The organism is Bacillus sp. LUNF1, from assembly GCF_011008975.1.
GTDB lineage: Bacteria > Bacillota > Bacilli > Bacillales > Bacillaceae > Bacillus > Bacillus velezensis.
Map to the genome: position 1 here is coordinate 334726 of NZ_CP048876.1, position 18239 is coordinate 352964.

At 48.9% G+C, this 18239-nt stretch carries 11 protein-coding genes and 1 pseudogene; 8 read left to right on the forward strand and 4 right to left on the reverse strand.

The window, feature by feature from the left end:
- Window positions 1–159: 159 nt before the first annotated feature.
- From G4O42_RS01790 to G4O42_RS01815, 6 genes and pseudogenes are all read left to right on the forward strand, one after another.
- Window positions 160–1362: a GTP-binding protein gene (locus tag G4O42_RS01790; protein ID WP_032872800.1), complete on the forward strand. Its 1203-nt coding sequence runs from the start codon at window positions 160–162 to the stop codon at window positions 1360–1362.
- 64 nt (window positions 1363–1426) lie between these two features.
- Window positions 1427–2563 (forward strand): zinc-dependent alcohol dehydrogenase, encoded by a 1137-nt coding sequence (locus G4O42_RS01795; RefSeq protein ID WP_032872802.1) that lies wholly within the window; start codon window positions 1427–1429, stop codon window positions 2561–2563.
- A 14-nt stretch (window positions 2564–2577) separates the two neighbouring features.
- Window positions 2578–3012, forward strand: coding sequence for an RDD family protein (locus G4O42_RS01800; RefSeq protein WP_021494203.1), 435 nt, complete (start codon window positions 2578–2580; stop codon window positions 3010–3012).
- A gap of 72 nt (window positions 3013–3084) precedes the next feature.
- A complete protein-coding gene (locus tag G4O42_RS01805; RefSeq protein WP_032872805.1) occupies window positions 3085–3408 on the forward strand; it encodes a YckD family protein in 324 nt (107 codons plus the stop codon).
- A gap of 103 nt (window positions 3409–3511) precedes the next feature.
- A complete protein-coding gene (locus G4O42_RS20190; RefSeq protein WP_074534339.1) occupies window positions 3512–3703 on the forward strand; it encodes a family 1 glycosylhydrolase in 192 nt (63 codons plus the stop codon).
- Window positions 3628–3846 (forward strand): annotated as a pseudogene (locus G4O42_RS01815) (family 1 glycosylhydrolase); the annotation flags it as partial. The gene G4O42_RS20190 and the pseudogene G4O42_RS01815, both read left to right, overlap by 76 nt.
- A gap of 40 nt (window positions 3847–3886) precedes the next feature.
- Here G4O42_RS01815 and comJ read toward each other — a convergent pair.
- From comJ to hxlA, 4 genes are all read right to left on the reverse strand, one after another.
- Window positions 3887–4285: a competence protein ComJ gene (comJ, locus tag G4O42_RS01820; protein WP_032872809.1), complete on the reverse strand. Its 399-nt coding sequence runs from the start codon at window positions 4283–4285 to the stop codon at window positions 3887–3889.
- A gap of 20 nt (window positions 4286–4305) precedes the next feature.
- Window positions 4306–4743: a NucA/NucB deoxyribonuclease domain-containing protein gene (locus tag G4O42_RS01825; RefSeq protein WP_003156588.1), complete on the reverse strand. Its 438-nt coding sequence runs from the start codon at window positions 4741–4743 to the stop codon at window positions 4306–4308.
- 356 nt (window positions 4744–5099) lie between these two features.
- Window positions 5100–5657, reverse strand: coding sequence for a 6-phospho-3-hexuloisomerase (gene hxlB / locus G4O42_RS01830; RefSeq protein ID WP_032872811.1), 558 nt, complete (start codon window positions 5655–5657; stop codon window positions 5100–5102).
- Window positions 5654–6289 carry a 3-hexulose-6-phosphate synthase gene (hxlA, locus tag G4O42_RS01835; RefSeq protein ID WP_014416875.1) on the reverse strand — a complete coding sequence of 212 codons (636 nt, stop codon included), beginning with the start codon at window positions 6287–6289 and terminating at the stop codon, window positions 5654–5656. Before hxlA ends, hxlB begins: the two co-directional genes overlap by 4 nt.
- A 231-nt stretch (window positions 6290–6520) precedes the next feature.
- On the opposite strand from hxlA, the gene hxlR reads away from it, so the two are divergent.
- Entirely contained in the window at window positions 6521–6883 is a 363-nt protein-coding gene (gene hxlR, locus G4O42_RS01840) for a transcriptional activator HxlR (RefSeq protein WP_007409352.1), read from the forward strand.
- Window positions 6884–7474: 591 nt separating this feature from the next.
- Window positions 7475–18229 carry a surfactin non-ribosomal peptide synthetase SrfAA gene (gene srfAA / locus G4O42_RS01845; protein WP_057766256.1) on the forward strand — a complete coding sequence of 3585 codons (10755 nt, stop codon included), beginning with the start codon at window positions 7475–7477 and terminating at the stop codon, window positions 18227–18229.
- Window positions 18230–18239: the final 10 nt, after the last annotated feature.

Sequence of the window (18239 nt, forward strand, 5' to 3'; positions counted from 1 at the left end):
GTCTTTTTTATGATTGATTATTTTTCACTTGATTTTAAACGGAGAATATATCAGAATAAATAGTAACGATTACGATTTATAACAATGTACATCATGATGAAAATAAGGCAGGTGCGGGATGTAAATCGTAATCATTCTATTTTGTCAGGAGGCTATTTTATGAAAAAAATTCCGGTTACAGTATTGAGCGGCTATCTTGGTGCCGGAAAGACGACCGTTTTGAATCATATTTTACAAAACCGCAACGGTTTAAAAATTGCCGTCATCGTCAATGACATGAGCGAAGTAAATATAGACGCGGGCTTGGTGAAGCAGGGAGGCGGCTTGTCAAGGACGGATGAGAAACTCGTAGAATTATCCAACGGCTGTATCTGCTGCACGCTGCGTGAAGATTTATTAGTCGAAGTTGAGAAACTCGCGAAAGACGGCAGATTTGATTATATTGTGATTGAATCAACAGGGATCAGCGAACCGATTCCCGTTGCCCAGACATTTTCTTATATAGATGAAGAAATGGGCATTGATCTGACAACTTTCTGCAGGCTGGACACAATGGTGACCGTGGTGGATGCAAACCGCTTCTGGCATGATTTCCAGTCCGGTGACAGCCTTCTTGACCGGAAGGAAGCGGCGGGAGAAGAGGATGAACGGGTGATTGCCGATTTATTAATTGACCAAATCGAGTTTTGTGATGTGCTCATTTTAAATAAATGCGACATGGTGGGCGAAAAAGAGCTTGAACAGCTGGAAACGGTTCTTCGCGCATTACAGCCCCGTGCCAGACTGATCCGGTCCGTCCGCGGAGAAGTGCCCGCCGAATACATATTGAATACCGGTTTATTTGAGTTTGAGGAAGCGAGTTCATCAGCAGGATGGATAAAGGAGCTGACGGCAGGTCATGAAGCGCACACTCCCGAAACGGAAGAGTACGGCATCACTTCGTTTGTGTACTCGCGGCGTCTGCCGTTTCATACCGTTCGTTTTGACAGCTGGCTGCATCAATCAATGCCTGACAACATTGTGCGCGCAAAAGGAATTGCTTGGTGCGCAACCCGCAACAGCCTTGCGCTGCTGATGTCTCAGGCGGGTCCGGCAGTTTCGATTGAGCCTGTTTCTTATTGGGTGGCGGCAATGCCGAAACTTGAGCAGGAGCAGATTAAACAGCAGGAACCGGAGATTCTGGAAGATTGGGACGACCAATTCGGAGACCGTCATACGAACCTGGTGTTTATCGGAACAGATTTACATGAAGCAGCCATTACAAAGGAATTGGATCAGTGCCTGCTCACGCCGTCTGAGTTCGATTCCGACTGGTCGCAGCTTGAAGATCCTTTTCAATGGGATATTCAGCGGGCCGAATAACATTCCGGCCAAGTTTAGAAGCAGGTGAAAAGGGAAGGAGTGATTAAAAAGGAGCTGACCAAGTGTGAAAGCACTGACATACCAAGGAAAAGAACATATGGAAGTGAAAGAAGTCCCGGCACCCGCCATTCAAGATGAGAGGGATGTCATCGTTCGAATCACCGCAACCGGGATATGCGGTTCAGACCTTCATTTATATAAAAACGGAATACCCGCCGATCCGGGTTATATCGTCGGGCATGAGCCGATGGGAATCGTTGAAGAAACGGGCAGTCAAGTCAAAAAGCTGAAAAAAGGCGACCGGGTCGTGATTCCTTTTAACATCGGCTGCGGAGAATGTCATTATTGCCAGCACCAGATGGAAAGCCAGTGTGATGAATCTAATCCAAATCCTCATACAGATGCCGGCGGCTTATTCGGTTTTTCGGAGTTTAACGGTAATTATCCCGGCGGGCAGGCTGAATATTTACGTGTTCCTTATGCTGATTTCTCTTCTTTTCTGGTTCCGGCAGACAGTGAGCTTGAAGATGAGCATGTGCTGCTTCTGTCAGATGTCATGCCGACCGCCTTTTGGAGCGTCCAGCACAGCGGAGTGAAAAAAGGAGATACAGTCGTGATTCTGGGATCAGGTCCGATCGGTTTAATGGCGCAAAAATTCGCGTGGAAAAAAGGAGCAAAGCGGGTTATCGCAGTCGATCAAGTCCCGCATCGCCTTGAACATGCGAGACGCATAAACGGAGCAGAGACCTTCAATTTTTCAGAACATGATGAGATCGGGAAACTGCTGCATGAACAAACGTCAGGGGGCGCGGATGTAGTGATTGATTGTGTCGGAATGGACGGCACGCCGCTGTCAAAAGAAAAAACAGAGCAAAAACCGAATCAGTTCGGAACGATCAGTCCGATTCTTACAGCATCAGAAGCCGTTAAGAAGTTCGGAACCGTGCAGCTCACGGGCGCATACATTTCTGAAGCGGACGGCTTTCCGCTCGGTGATTTTTTCACACGCAACGTTTCTTTAAAAATGGGCCAGGCACCCGTTATTCATCTGATGCCGATGCTGTATCAAATGATCGAACAAAATGAAATTGATCCGACGGACATCATTACACACAAAATGAGTCTTGCGGAAGCTCCTGCTGCATATGATATATTTGACAAAAAAGAAGATGGCAACATTAAAGTGATTTTAAAGCCATAGTGAGGAGAAACACGATGAATATTTACAGACCGGCGGGATTTTGGATCAGATTGGGAGCCGTGGTACTCGACTATTTAATTACTTCAGTGCCTTTGGCGATTATTTTTATGCTGGCAACAGGAAAAGATCCGAATGAGAGCGCAATGATCAGCATTATTTTGACTCTTTATGGTATTTTGCTCCCTGTCTACTGGAACGGTTATGTTATCGGCAAAAAGATCTGCGGTATCCGCATCGTCAAAAAAGACGGAACTCAGGTAGGCTTTCTCACTATGATTTTGAGAGTGCTTGTGGGCGGCCTGATATATGGGGTGACGTTTGGAATCGGTGTGATCGTGAGCGCATTCATGGTCGGAATGAGAGAAGACAAACGGTCAATCCACGATTTTGTAGCGGGAACGTATGTCACGTACGCGCTGCCGGACGAATCGATTGAAAAGAGCGAATAATTTCGCTCTTTTTTTTGCATAAAAAATGGATGAGGGAGAAACATATAACAAACGTTAAAGGAGGAAAGAATCATGAAAAGAGCTGCATTGTCTTTAGCTGCGTTTTTCATTACAGCAATGGTTTTCACAATGCCGGCACACGCCGCCGGAACAAAAATGCCTTCAACAATGTCACTCACGGAACAGCAGAAAAAAGAAATTGAATCACTTGAAAAAGAAGTGCTCGAAAAACGAAAACATGTCATATCCAAATATGTCGAGTACGGGGTCCTGCCGAAAGAAAAAGCAGAACATATTAAACAGCATATGGACAGGCGCTTTAACATGATGAAACAAAATGGGTTTGTCCCGAAGCCTCCGCCTCATAAATTGGAAAAGCGGCATCATCATTCTTAAGCATCCGGCAAGCCGGATGCTTTTTTGTTTTTATCGGGATTGCTCTGAAACGCGTTTCATAACGTATGATATCAATATCATAGGCATCAGGAGGATGAAACACATGATACATAAAAAACAGGGCCTGTTCCCTGATACATTTCTATGGGAGTCAGCCTCGGCTGCCTATCAGGCTGAAGGAGCCTGGAATAAAGACGGTAAAGGACCTTCAGTATGGGTAAACAGTGCAGAGTGGCTATTAGTGACGGAGTTCATCTCATCGGCTACTGCAGCTGGTCATTCACGGATCTGTTAAGCTGGCTGAACGGCTATCAAAAACGCTACGGTTTTGTGTATATCAATCGAGATGAAGAAGATGAAAAGGATTTGAAACGGATCAGGAAAAAAAGTTTTTATTGGTACCGGAATGTAATTGAAACAAACGGTAAAAGTTTATAAAAGTTCCCTGAGAGAAATATGATTCTCTCAGGGATTTCTTTTACATTACGGCTGCATCAATAATATACGTATCCGCATGAAGATCGGATATTTCGGCAGGCACTGAATAACAGGTAAGGCTGTATCGGCCTTTCGGAATATGAAAGAAAAGCCGCTTTGACATCACGCTTTCAATCTCAATTCCATCTTTTACAGCCTCAAAGGGAACAGTCGCTTTTTTCTCATAGGATGGTACCGGTTCACTTGTGTTAAGCCTGAGAACGATAAATGCCCTCGTATTTCTCCTTGCCTCAAATGAAACAGCTCCGTCAGCTTCCGCATATCCTTTTTCAATGGCTTCATCGGTCCAATCGATAACAGGCGGTTCTGAATCTTTTTGGAAGATTGTAAATTGATGATAAGAAATGGCCAGTTCTTGCGGTTTCCATGATTTAATCAATGCGCTGTTCCTCCTGTTTTTTACTTAATTTTAAATAATACTCTCGTTCCGTCGGGATCATTGGTAAGCTGGTGTCCGACCCATGAGCCGGCTCCGCGGTTGTCTGCCGGAGAAATATATTCTACGGAGGCGTTGTTTCCGCCCTGTTTACAAACCGCCATCGGCCATTCATCCCTATCGTATCCCGTTTTGACAGGCACATGTTTAAGAGATTGCTCACGCCGCTTATGTACTCCGTCTCTGTCAATGGTGCATATGCTGGAATGCCCTTCTTTTATCGCGTCCTTAATATGCTTTGCTGTTTCCGGATATCGATCGGACGGAAATAGGATTACCTTGTCGTAATCACTCTTCTGAACGGTTTGCTCGTTATCTGAGAAAAGATCACCCTTGATCAGGGCCGCGACTGCTCCGGCAATGATGATAAGAACAAGCAGCAGTGCTTTTAATGTTTTCAAGAGTATCAATCACCTCCAGTTTTAATTGCTGTAAAGCTGGTCCAAGAATAAAGCAGAATCGGCCGGCTGTAAAGCTGTTAAAATATATTTCTCAGCCGCAATTCAGCTGAATATCTGTAAAACCATCCGCACAAATCAACTTTATTCATTAAAAATTCGATCAGAAAGTGTTTTTGCCGTTTCCCTATTCAGAAATGAATGGTTGCGGCCGTATCGTCAATTGACTTATTATAGCGATAAGCTCACCGGCAGGATATCTTCGTCTGCGAGTGTCTGACCCGAAAACCTTGGCCTGTATGACCGTGCGCAACAAGACGATAAAAAGACGGCCATCTGATAAGAAGGCCGTCAGCAAATCATTCCAGATTCGCATGCTTTGTAAACATGTCTGCTGAATTCAATTCTTTTTTCTCCATGATTTTTAGAATAACCGCATCGTAAAACAGCAGAAGAGTTTGTTCGAATAAAGAACCCATCGGCTGAATCGTCTTTCTGTCTCCGCCGGTCTCTTCCTTAGGAGAGCCGGGAATCGTTATTGTAAGATCCGCAAGTTTGCCGAGACTTGAAGCGGGGTTAATCGTTAATGCAGTGATGATGCCGTTAAGGCTTTTGGCTTTTTCAGCCGTATGAAGCAGACTTTTTGTTTCGCCTGAGCCTGAGCTGATGATGACGAGATCGCCTTCTTGGAGGGGAGGGGTAAGCGTCTCACCGACGATGTAAGCGTTCAGGCCGATGTGCATCATCCTCATGGCGAACGCTTTAGCCATAAAGCCGGAACGCCCCGCTCCGGACGTGAAGATTTGATCTGCCGATAAAATCTGATCCGCAAGCTTGTCAGCTTCACTGTCGGATATTAATGCTGCGGTGCGGGATATTTCATTTAGTATTTCATGTAAGTATTCAGTCGTTTTCATGATCCTTGTGTGATCAGCTGTTTCATTTTAGCAGCAGCATCCGCTTTATTGTCAGCTCCCGTAATGCCTCCGCCGACAATGATTAAATCTGGGTTTTGTTTGATGGCTTCAGGAAGCGTATCAAGTTTAATGCCTCCGGCAATTGCGGTTTTAGCGCTCTTGACCGCTTTTTTAATCGCCGTCAGTTCCTCGAATGAATTTTTTCCTTCTGCCTGAAGATCATAACCCGTATGAACACAAATATAATCAACACCGAGTTGGTCAATTTCTTTTGCCCGTGTTTCAAGGTTTTTTACGTTTATCATGTCGACGAGGATTTTTTTCTGCTGTTTTTTTGCTTCGGCAACGGCCCCTTTGATCGTTGAGTCGTCTGTCGCTCCTAAAACGGTGATGATGTCGGCTCCCGCTTCTGCCGCTTTCATAATCTCGTAACCGCCTGCATCCATGATTTTAAGATCGGCAAGCACTTTCAAGTGAGGAAAGGCTGTTTTCATTTCCTGCACGGCTTTCAGTCCTTCATTAATGACAACGGGAGTGCCGATTTCTACAACATCTATATATTGTTCGACCTCTTTCACAAGTTCAATTGCTTCCGGGATATTTACTAAGTCTAATGCCAGCTGTAATTCCACTTTATATCCACTCCTCTTTTTCATGTATTTCCATTCTATAGAGTGCCCCGCATGTTGAGAAGTACGCACTTTGAAGTCTAATAGTTACTTTGAGGATACTGTCCCCGCAGGCAATGCGCTTTGTTTCAGCAAAACTGCGTGGTAGTATAAACTGATGAAAGTTGTGTGAAAAAGTAAGCGTGTATGAATAGATGATGACCGTACAAAAAGTAAGAGGAAGGAGAATTGTCTGTGAGCCGAATGGATGAGAAAACGTTTAATTGCGAAAAGGAATTGACGCTTGCCGTGATAGGCGGGAAGTGGAAAATGCTGATTATGTGGCACTTGGGAAAAGAAGGGACGAAGCGGTTTAATGAGCTGAAAGCTTTAATTCCGGATATTACGCACAAAATTCTTGTGAATCAGCTCAGGGAGCTGGAGCAGGATCTGATCGTTCACAGGGAAGTTTACCCTGTCGTCCCTCCGAAAGTGGAGTATTCTTTAACGGCGCAAGGAGAAAGCCTTATGCCGATTCTGGACGCCATGTATAAGTGGGGAAAAGATTATATGGAATTAATCAACATTGATAAAACTGCAATAAAGGAATCTTTTTGAAGTGCTCTATGTAAAATAGAGTGCTTTTTTTGCGGTTTAATGAAATCATATTGCGAACATTCGGGCCGTCTGTTTCGGTTCTTGCGCTGTTTTTTCCGGGTCAGCTTACGTACGTAAATTTTTTTTATTTCTGCCATAACTGGATATTCGACAGATTTTCATTATAGTTTAAAGATTTTTAATTTTACGTAAATAATATTTTTGAAAATAAATTGCGGGATGCCGCAAAATACCCTCTGGATTTGTCGGATTTTTTTTCGGTGTGCCGCATGAAACTTTTCACCCATTTTTCGGTGATAAAAACAATATTTTCATATAAAGTGAACGTAAGTAGATATATAGAAATACATGCAGAAATAGGTAAACCTTTCGTGCTTACAATCAATGGCTTTTTGTCTTGATTTCTCATAAATTTGATGCCGTATTTCGGACTGCGCGGGTGAACGGATGACGGATTTCGGCGGTGATTGAATCGGGATCGTTTTTGAGGTAAGTGGTTCTTTTGGCTTGAGAATGAGTTAGGGACATAGAGGGAGGCTGTTTCTAAGGGAGAATTGACAACTATATCTTAAAAAGGGGAGGCGCACACATATGGAAATAACTTTTTATCCTTTAACAAATGCTCAAAAACGTATCTGGTATACAGAAAAATTCTATCCGAACACAAGTATTTCAAATCTTGCCGGGTTCGGGAAACTCATTTCTGAAGACGGCGTACAGGCTCATTACGTTGAGAAAGCGATACAGGAATTCGTCCGGCGGTATGAGTCGATGAGAATCCGTCTGCGGCTTGATGATGAGGGGGAGCCCGTTCAATATGTGAGCGAATACCGTCCGCTCTCTATCGGGCACACGGATATCAGGCAAGCCGGCTGCTCTGCGGACGAGCTGTCAAAATGGGGGCGTGAAGAAGCTGGCAAGCCTCTGGCGTTATATGATCAGGATTTATTCCGTTTTTCCGTGCACACGATCAGTGAAAATGAGGTCTGGTTTTACGCTAATGTGCATCACATTATTTCAGACGGGATTTCCATGACGATTCTGGGCAATGCGATTACTGATATTTATTTGGAGCTTTCAGGCGGGACAAGTGAGGAACAGACGGAGATTCCTTCTTTTATCGAGCACGTGCTGACAGAGCAGGAATATGTGCAGTCGAAGCGGTTTAAGAAGGATCGGGACTTTTGGAACGGGCAGTTTGAGACCGTGCCGGAGCTTGTGTCCCTGAAACGGAGCCGGGCAGATGCGGGTCTTGATGCGAAACGGTTTTCTCAAGAAATTCCTCACGACTTATATGGCCGCATTCATTCATTCTGCGAGGAGCATAAAGTCAGCGTACTGTCTCTGTTCCAGTCAGCTCTGATCACTTATCTCTACAAAGTGACCGGCCGGGATGACGTTGTCACGGGTACGTTTATGGGAAACCGGACGAATGCGAAAGAAAAGCAGATGCTCGGGATGTTCGTATCTACGGTGCCTGTGCGGACAAGCGTTGACGGAGGACAGTCGTTCTTGGAATTCGTTAAAGGCCGGATGAAGGATCTGATGAAAATTCTCCGCCACCAAAAGTATCCGTATAACCTGCTTGTCAATGATTTGCGTGCTTCGAAAAGTTCGCTGAGCAGATTGTTTACGGTGGCTCTGGAGTACCAGGTGATGCAGTGGCAGAAAAAAGAGAATCTGTCCTTCCTGACAGACCCTATTTTCAGCGGAAGCGGTACAAATGATATTTCGATTCATGTGAAGGAACGATGGGACACCGGGAAACTGACAATTGATTTTGACTATCGCAGCGACATTTTCAAGGGGGAAGAGATTGAATCTGTTTCTGAACGTTTGATCACGCTGATTGAAGATGCGATTTCATCTCCTGATCGCATAATTGATGAACTTACTCTTCTTTCTGAATCCGAGAAAGAGCGGCTGCTGAAACGGGCCTCCGGCAATCCGGTGAATTACCGCAAGGAGATGACGATACCGGGGCTGTTTGAAGAGAAAGTGAAGTCACTGTCTGACAAACCCGCAGTTGTGTATGAAGGCCGAACATTGTCCTATCGCACATTGCATGAACAATCAGGCCGTATTGCCGGACGCCTTCTTCAAGCCGGGATATCAGCCGATTCTCCTGTCGCGGTGCTGCTTGGCCGATCTGAGCGTGTCATTGCGGCAATATTGGGAATTTTGAAAGCGGGCGGCGCTTATGTGCCGATAGATCCTGACTTTCCGGCGGATCGGATTCAGTACATTTTAGAGGACAGCGGAGCGAAGGCTGTTCTGACGGAGACCGGAATACAGGTGCCTGCAGCGGATGCCGAACGGATTGATTTTGACGAGGCTGTTCAGTTTGAAACGGCTGCGGACGGTGTCAGCACACAATCAGACCGGCTGGCTTACATCATCTACACGTCAGGTACAACGGGGCGGCCGAAAGGCGTGATGATTGAGCACCGGCAAGTTCATCATCTGGTGCAATCACTGCAGCAGGAGATTTATCAATGCGGTGAGCAGACGTTAAGAATGGCGCTTTTGGCTCCGTTTCATTTTGATGCGTCCGTCAAACAGATTTTTGCCTCGCTTCTTTTGGGACAGACGCTTTATATCGTGCCGAAAACGACTGTGACGAATGGCTCGGCACTGCTGGACTATTATCGTCAAAACCGGATTGAAGCCACTGACGGAACGCCTGCGCATCTGCAGATGATGGTTGCGGCGGGAGATGTCAGCGGAATTGAATTGCGCCACATGCTCATTGGGGGAGAGGGCCTGTCCGCGGCTGTTGCTGAACAGCTGATGACGCTCTTTCATCAATCGGGCAGGGCGCCGCGTCTGACGAATGTCTACGGGCCGACAGAAACGTGCGTAGATGCGTCCGTGCATCAGGTGTCAGCCGATAACGGAATGAATCAACAGGCGGCGTACGTTCCGATCGGGAAACCGCTCGGCAACGCCCGTCTGTATATATTGGATAAGCACCAGCGGCTTCAGCCCGACGGCACGGCCGGTGAGCTGTATATCGCGGGTGACGGTGTAGGCCGCGGCTATTTAAATCTTCCGGATTTGACCGCAGAGAAGTTTTTGCAGGACCCGTTTAACGGAAGCGGCCGCATGTACCGCACGGGTGATATGGCGCGCTGGCTGCCGGATGGGACGATCGAATATATCGGCCGTGAAGATGATCAGGTGAAAGTCCGCGGCTACCGCATTGAGCTGGGAGAAATTGAAACGGTGCTCAGAAAAGCTCCGGGCGCGGCGCAGGCCGTCGTGCTGGCACGGCCGGATCTGCAGGGCAGCTTAGATGTCTGCGCATATATCGTTCAGGAAAAAGGAACCGAGTTTCACCCTGCCGAGTACAGAGAGTATGTGTCAAAGCACCTTCCTGATTACATGGTGCCCGCTTACTTTACAAAAACGGACGAAATTCCGCTCACGCCGAGCGGGAAGGCAGACCGCAAAAAGCTGTTTGCGCTTGATGTGCAGGCTGTCAGTTCATCCGAATATGCCGCGCCGAGAAATGAAACGGAGGAAACGCTCACCGTCATCTGGCAGGAAGTCCTCGGAATGGACAAGGCGGGCATTTATGATCATTTCTTCGAGTCAGGCGGTCATTCATTAAAGGCCATGACGCTTCTGACGAAAATTCATAAGCAAATGGGCGTCGAAATTCCGCTGCAATACTTGTTTGAGCATCCGACGATTGCGGCGCTTGCCGATTATGCGGAAAACCGAAACGAAGGACCGGCATTCAGTGCGATTGAGCCGGCTGAGAAGCAGGCGAGCTATCCGCTTTCGCTCGCTCAGCAGCGGACTTATATCGCGAGCCAATTTGAAGACGCGGGAGTCGGATATAACATGCCGGCTGCGGCCATGATTGAGGGCGCTTTAGACCGTGAAAAGCTTGAGCGTGCATTTTCTGCCTTAATCAGCAGGCATGAAGCGCTCAGAACATCGTTTCAATCAGAGGACGGCACGCCGAGACAGGTGATTCACGAACATGTTCCGTTTCATATTGAAATGATTGAAGCGCGCGGAAGAACGAATGAACAGGTCATGAAGGACTTTGTGCGCCGTTTTGATTTATCTGAGGCGCCGCTGTTCAGAATCGGCCTGCAAACGCTCGATCACAATCGCCATATGCTGCTGTTTGATATGCATCACCTGATTTCTGACGGGGTGTCTATTTCCATCATGCTGAAGGAACTGGCTGACATCTACGGCGGAAATCAGCTGCCTGAATTGCGCATTCAATATAAAGATTATGCCGTATGGCAGGCGGAACGGGCGAAAGAAGGCTACAAGAAGGAGCGGGCGTACTGGAAAGAAGTCTTCAGCGGCGAACTGCCGGTGCTTCAGCTGCTCCCTGATTATCCGCGGCCGCAGGTGCAAAGCTTTGAAGGTGACCGCGTGTCCGCCAAGCTGCCGAAAATGCTGCGGGAACGGCTGCAGAAGCTTGCCGAGAAAAACGGAGCCACCCTTTACATGGTGCTGTTATCAGCTTACTATACGCTGCTTTCTAAGTATTCAGGACAGGAAGACATCATCGTGGGAACACCGTCAGCGGGAAGAAATCACTCTGATACCGAGGGGCTTATCGGGATGTTTGTCAACACGCTTGCGCTGCGAAGCTCCGTGAAGCAGGATCAGACATTTGCCGGCTTGTTAGGTCATGTGCGCAAGCAGGTGCTGGACGCGTTTTCTCATCAGGATTATCCGTTTGAGTGGCTGACCGAGGAGCTGAACGTGCCCCGGGATATGAGCAGGCATCCGATATTTGACACGATGTTCAGTCTGCAAAATGCTTCGGACGGTATTCCGGAGATCGGTAATCTGACGCTGTCTCTTCATGAAACAAACTTCAATATCGCCAAATTCGACCTGACCATGCAGGCTCGGGAAACAGCGGAAGGCCTTGCGCTTGATTTGGATTATTGCACGAAGCTGTTTAAGCGCTCAACTGCGGATCGCATGCTTGCGCACTATGTCCGTCTGCTGGAGAGCGCGGCAGCTCAGCCGGATGTGAAAATCAGCGAATATGATCTGCTTTCTGAACGGGAGGCTTTGACTCAATTACAGCGGGTCAATCCGGAGCGCACGGCGTACCCGAAAGAGCAAACGATCGTGCAGATCTTTGAAGAACAGGCCCGAAAGAACCCTGACCGGACGGCTCTTCAGTTCGAAGGGGAAACCCTGTCGTATCAGCAGCTGAATGAACGCGCCAATAGGCTTGCGCGGCATATTCTTTCAGTCGGAGGCGGCGGGAAAACCGCGGCTGTTCTGTGTGAACGGTCAATGGATATGATTGTTTCCATTATGGCTGTGTTAAAAGCGGGGTCCGCCTATGTGCCGATTGATCCTGAGCATCCGGTTCAGCGGATTCAGCATTTCTTCCGTGACAGCGGGGCGAATGTGCTCATGACTCAGCAAAGCCTCAAGCCGCTTGCGGAAAAGGCCGGTTTTCAAGGCGTCATTGTGCTTGCTGATGATGAGGCGAGCTATGAAAAGGACTCTCACAATCCAGCATTGCCGTTTGATTCCAAAACGATTGCCAATCTCACTTATACATCTGGCACGACGGGAACGCCGAAAGGAAACATCGTCACACATGCCAACATTTTGCGAACGGTAAAGAACACGAACTATTTGACCGTTTCTGAAGAGGACACAGTGCTCGGTCTGTCAAACTACGTCTTTGACGCTTTTATGTTTGATATGTTCGGTTCGCTGTTAAACGGTGCAAAGCTTGTGATCGTCCCGAAAGATACGGTGCTGGATATGTCACGTCTGTCCCGTGTGATCAAACGGGAGAACGTCAGCATTCTGATGATTACGACGGCCCTGTTCCACCTGCTTGTTGATATGGAGCCGTCCTGTCTGACGACGCTTCGGAAAATCATGTTCGGGGGCGAAAGAGCGTCAGTAGAACATGTCAAAAAGGCGCTGGCGGCAGTCGGAAAAGGAAGACTGCTTCATATGTACGGCCCGTCGGAAAGCACGGTGTTTGCGACATACCATCCAGTGGATGTCATTGAAGAGGATACGCTCTCCGTTCCGATCGGGAAACCGGTCAGCAATACGGAAGTCTTTATTATGAACTCAGCCGGACGCATTCAGCCGGCCGGTATCGCGGGAGAGCTGTGCGTCAGCGGTGAAGGTCTCGTAGAAGGCTACTACAACCGTCCTGAACTGACGGAAGAAAAATTTGTAAAGCATCCGTTTAAGGAAGGTGAACGGATGTATAAAACGGGCGACTTGGCCAGATGGCTTCCGAATGGCGATATCGAGTTTATCGGACGTATCGACCATCAGGTGAAAATCCGCGGTCAGCGGATTGAGCTTGGCGAAATTGAGCATCAGCTTCAAAGTCATGACCAGATTCAGGAATGCATTGTGCTCGCTGTGGATCAGGGCGCGGGTGACAAACTTCTTTGCGCGTATGTTGTCGGCCTCAGGGAAATCTCTTCCCGGGAGCTGAGGGAGCATACGGCGAAGGATCTTCCGGCTTATATGATTCCGTCCGTCTTTATTCAATTGGATGAACTGCCTCTAACAGGGAACGGAAAAATCGACAGGCGGGCGCTGCCGATGCCGGATGTGACCGCAGCGAATGCCGTGTCATATACGGCGCCGCGCAATGAAACAGAACAAAAACTGGCGGATATTTGGGCTGAGGTGCTGCAAATGGAGCGGGTCGGCGTCCATGATCAGTTCTTTGAGATCGGGGGCCACTCGTTAGCGGGGATGAAACTGCTGGCCCTTATCCAGAAGACATTCGGCGTGCAGCTTACCTTAAAGGATCTGTTCACTTCTCCGACGGCTGCGGGGCTGGCGCAGCTGATTGAAGGGGCTGAGCGGAAAACGGCAGAGAGCATCGCACCGGCTGCCGAGCGGGAAACGTATCCGGTTTCTTCACCGCAGAAGCGGATGTTTGTGCTTCAGCAGCTGGAAGGCGCTGAAACAAGCTATAACATGCCGTCTGTGCTCCGCTTAAAAGGAAAGCTTGATGCAGAAAAGCTGAAATCCGTCATGAAACAGCTGACAGAACGCCATGAAGCCTTCAGAACGACATTTGACATAAAGGATGGAGAAACGGTTCAGCGCATATGGGCGGAAGCTGATATCGACATGGAATATTATGAAGCCTCTGAAGAAGATGCTGAACGGATTATTCAGAGCTTTATCCGGCCGTTCCGCCTGGATCAGCTTCCTCTCGTCAGAACGGGACTGGTCAAGCTGGCTGAACATGACCACCTGTTGCTGTTTGATATGCACCATATCATTTCGGACGGCGCTTCAGTCGGCGTGCTGATAGATGAACTGTCCCGCTTGTATGGCGGCGAAACGCTTGATCCGCTGCGGATCCATTATAAAGACTATGCGGTATGGCAGCAGAAATTTATTCAATCAGAGCAGTACCGCAAGCAGGAGGAGCATTGGCTTCGGGAGCTTGACGGCGAGCTTCCGGTATTGACGCTGCCGGCTGATTACAGCCGTCCGGCCGTGCAAACCTTTGAAGGAGACAAGCTGGTCTTTTCTCTGACTGGGGAACAGACGTCGGCTCTTCGCAGTCTTGCGAAACAAACAGATTCTACCATGTACATGGTGCTGCTGGCGTCATACAGCGCCTTTCTCTCAAAACTGAGCGGACAGCATGACATCATTGTCGGTTCGCCGGTTGCGGGACGGTCACATGCGGATCTCGCAAACGTCATCGGTGTTTTTGTGAATACACTCGCGCTTCGTACGTATCCGGAAGCGGACAAAACGTTCACGGACTATCTTAAAGAAGTGAAACAAACCGCTTTACATGCATTTGACGCGCAGGATTATCCGCTTGAAGACCTTCTGCAAAAGGTTGAGGTGCAGCGTGATACGAGCAGAAATCCGCTGTTTGATGCAGTATTTTCAATGCAAAATGCAAATGCGGAAGATCTGGTCATGGAAGGAATTGAGCTGAAGCACCATCCGTTTGACAGAAAAACAGCCAAGTTTGACCTGACAATGACGGCTGAGGACACAGACGAAGGCTTAACGTTTGTGCTTGAATATAACACCGCGCTGTTTAAACCGGAAACGGCAGAGACATGGAAGCATTACTGGCTTCAACTGTTAGAAGCAGCAGCGGAAAATCCGGCTGCGAAGCTTTCTGGGCTTTCATTGGTGAATAAAACAGAAAAACAAGCCCTCCTTGACGCATGGAAAGGAAAAACAATTTCTGTGCCGCGGGACAAAACGGTTCACCGTCTCTTTGAGGAAACGGCCGCCCGCCACGCGAACCGGCCGGCCGCGGCATACAACGGCGCGAAGTGGACGTACGGCGAGCTGAACGCAAGGGCGAACCGCATCGCACGCATTCTCATGGACTGCGGCGTCACGGCTGACGAACGTGTCGGCATTTTGACGAAACCGTCCTTGGAAATGGCCGCGGGCGTACTCGGCGTCTTGAAAGCGGGCGCGGCATTTGTGCCGATTGACCCCGACTACCCGGAAGAGCGCATCAGCTACATCCTGCAGGACAGCGGCGCCAAGCTTCTTCTCACACAGGAAGCGCTGGACGTGCCGGAAAGCTACAAAGGAGAAACGATTCTGCTTGACGGCGGACGCTCCATTCTGAGCCTGCCGCTTGATGAAAACGATGAAGCGAACCCGCAGACGGAAACAACGGCGGATCATCTCGCTTATATGATTTACACGTCAGGAACGACCGGACAGCCGAAGGGTGTCATGGTCGAACACCATGCGCTGGTGAACCTGTGCTTCTGGCATCACGACGCATTCGCCATGACGGCGGATGATAAAAGCGCCAAATACGCGGGCTTCGGTTTTGACGCCTCCATCTGGGAAATGTTCCCGACATGGACCATCGGCGCGGAGCTTCACGTCATTGACGAAGCGATCCGGCTGGATATCACCCGCTTAAATCACTATTTCGAGGAGAACGGCGTGACCATCACCTTCCTGCCGACGCAGCTGGCCGAACAATTTATGGAGCTGGAAAATACCTCTCTCCGTATGCTTCTCGTCGGCGGTGACAAGCTGAAGCGGGCGGTGAAACAGCCGTACACGATCGTCAACAACTACGGCCCGACGGAAAACACCGTCGTCGCGACAAGCGGCGTCATCAATCCGGAGGAAGGATCGCTTTCGATCGGACGGGCGATTGCCAATACGAGAGTTTATATTCTCGGGGACGGCGATCAGGTGCAGCCGGAAGGCATTGCCGGTGAATTGTGTGTGGCCGGCCGCGGTCTTGCGCGCGGATACCTGAACCGTGAGGAAGAAACGGCGAAGCGGTTTACCGCAGATCCGTTCGTGCCCGGCGAGCGCATGTACCGGACCGGCGACCTCGTCAAATGGAACGCGCAGTGCGGCATCGAATACATCGGCCGTATCGACCAGCAGGTCAAAGTGCGGGGCTACCGGATCGAGCTTTCAGAAATCGAAGTCCGCCTCGCCCAGCTTGCGGACGTTCATGACGCAGCGGTGACGGCCGTGGAAGACAAAGCGGGCAATACCGCGCTTTGCGCCTATGTCGCGCCTCGGCAGGACGATATTGAAGCGCTCAAAGCCGCGCTGAAAGACACGCTGCCTGACTACATGGTGCCGGCGTTCTGGGTGGAGATGGACGAGCTTCCGGTCACCGCAAACGGAAAGATTGACAAAAAAGCCCTGCCGGCACCGGACATTGAAGCGGGAAGCGCCGCTTACAAAGCGCCGGAAACGGAGATGGAGACGCTGCTTTCTGACATTTGGCAGGAAGTGCTCGGTCTTGACCAGATCGGCGTAAGCGATAATTTCTTCACGCTCGGCGGGGACTCGATCAAAGGCATCCAAATGGCAAGCCGTCTGAACCAGCACGGCTACAAGCTGGAGATGAAAGACCTCTTCCAGCACCCGACCATTGAAGAGCTCGTCTCCTATGTGGAGCGAACGGAAGGCAAGCAGGCCGACCAGGGACCTGTCGAAGGCGAAGCGGAGTTAACGCCGATCCAGCGCTGGTTCTTTGAGAAAAACTTCACCGACAAACACCACTGGAACCAATCCGTCATGCTTCACGCGAAAGACGGCTTTGATCCGGAGATAACAGAAAAAACATTACATGTCCTGACGGTGCACCATGATGCGCTCCGGATGATTTATCGTGAACAAAAACCGTATTACAGAGGACTTGAGGATGTGTCTGTTGAACTGAACGTCTTTGAGCTGAACGGACCTGCTGAAGACCATGAGGACCGTATCGAAAGGGAAGCAGACCGTCTTCAAAGCAGTATTTCACTGGAAACAGGACATCTGCTGAAAGCCGGGCTCTTCCGGGCTGAAGATGGAGACCACCTTCTTCTCGCAATCCATCACTTGGTCGTGGATGGTGTATCTTGGCGGATTTTACTGGAGGACTTCACGTCCGTTTATACGCAGCTGAAGCAAGGCAATGAACCAGCGCTGCCGCCGAAAACACATTCATTCGCCGAATTTGCTGAGAGAATCAAAGAATACGCAAATACGAAGGCGTTTCTGAAAGAAGCGGATTACTGGAGAGAGCTTGAGGAAAAAGAGGTATGCACTCAGCTTCCGAAAGACAGGCAGTCTGGTGATCAGCGCATGAAACATACGAGAACGGTCAGCTTCTCTCTGACGCCTGAACAAACTGAACAGCTGACGACAAACGTACATGAAGCCTATCACACCGAAATGAACGACATCCTGCTCACGGCGCTCGGACTGGCGCTGAAAGAGTGGACGGGTGAAGACACGATCGGCGTTCATTTGGAAGGCCACGGGCGCGAAGACATTCTTGACGGCTTGAATATCACCCGGACGGTCGGATGGTTTACGAGCATGTATCCGATGATCCTTGAGATGAAGCACGCCGACGATCTTTCATATCAGCTGAAACAAATGAAAGAAGACATCAGACACATCCCGAACAAAGGAGTCGGCTACGGCATTCTGCGTTATGTAACGGCGCCCGAGCATAAAGAGAATCTTTCATTTGAGATTGATCCGGATATCAGCTTTAACTACTTAGGCCAGTTTAATGAGATGTCGGATTCCGGCTTATTTACAAGATCCGGGATGCCGTCAGGACAATCGCTGAGCCCTGACACAGAGAAGCCGAATGCGCTTGATATTGTCGGATTTATAGAAAATGGGCAGATGACGATGACGTTTGCCTATCATTCTCTCGAATTTCATGAAAAAACCATTCAATCGTTCAGTGACAGCTTTAAAGGGCACCTCTTGAAAATCATAGATCACTGCCTGGCCCAAGACGGACCTGAGCTTACGCCTAGTGATCTTGGCGATGATGATCTGACGCTTGATGAACTTGATAAATTAATGGAAATTCTCTAACAGAAAAGAC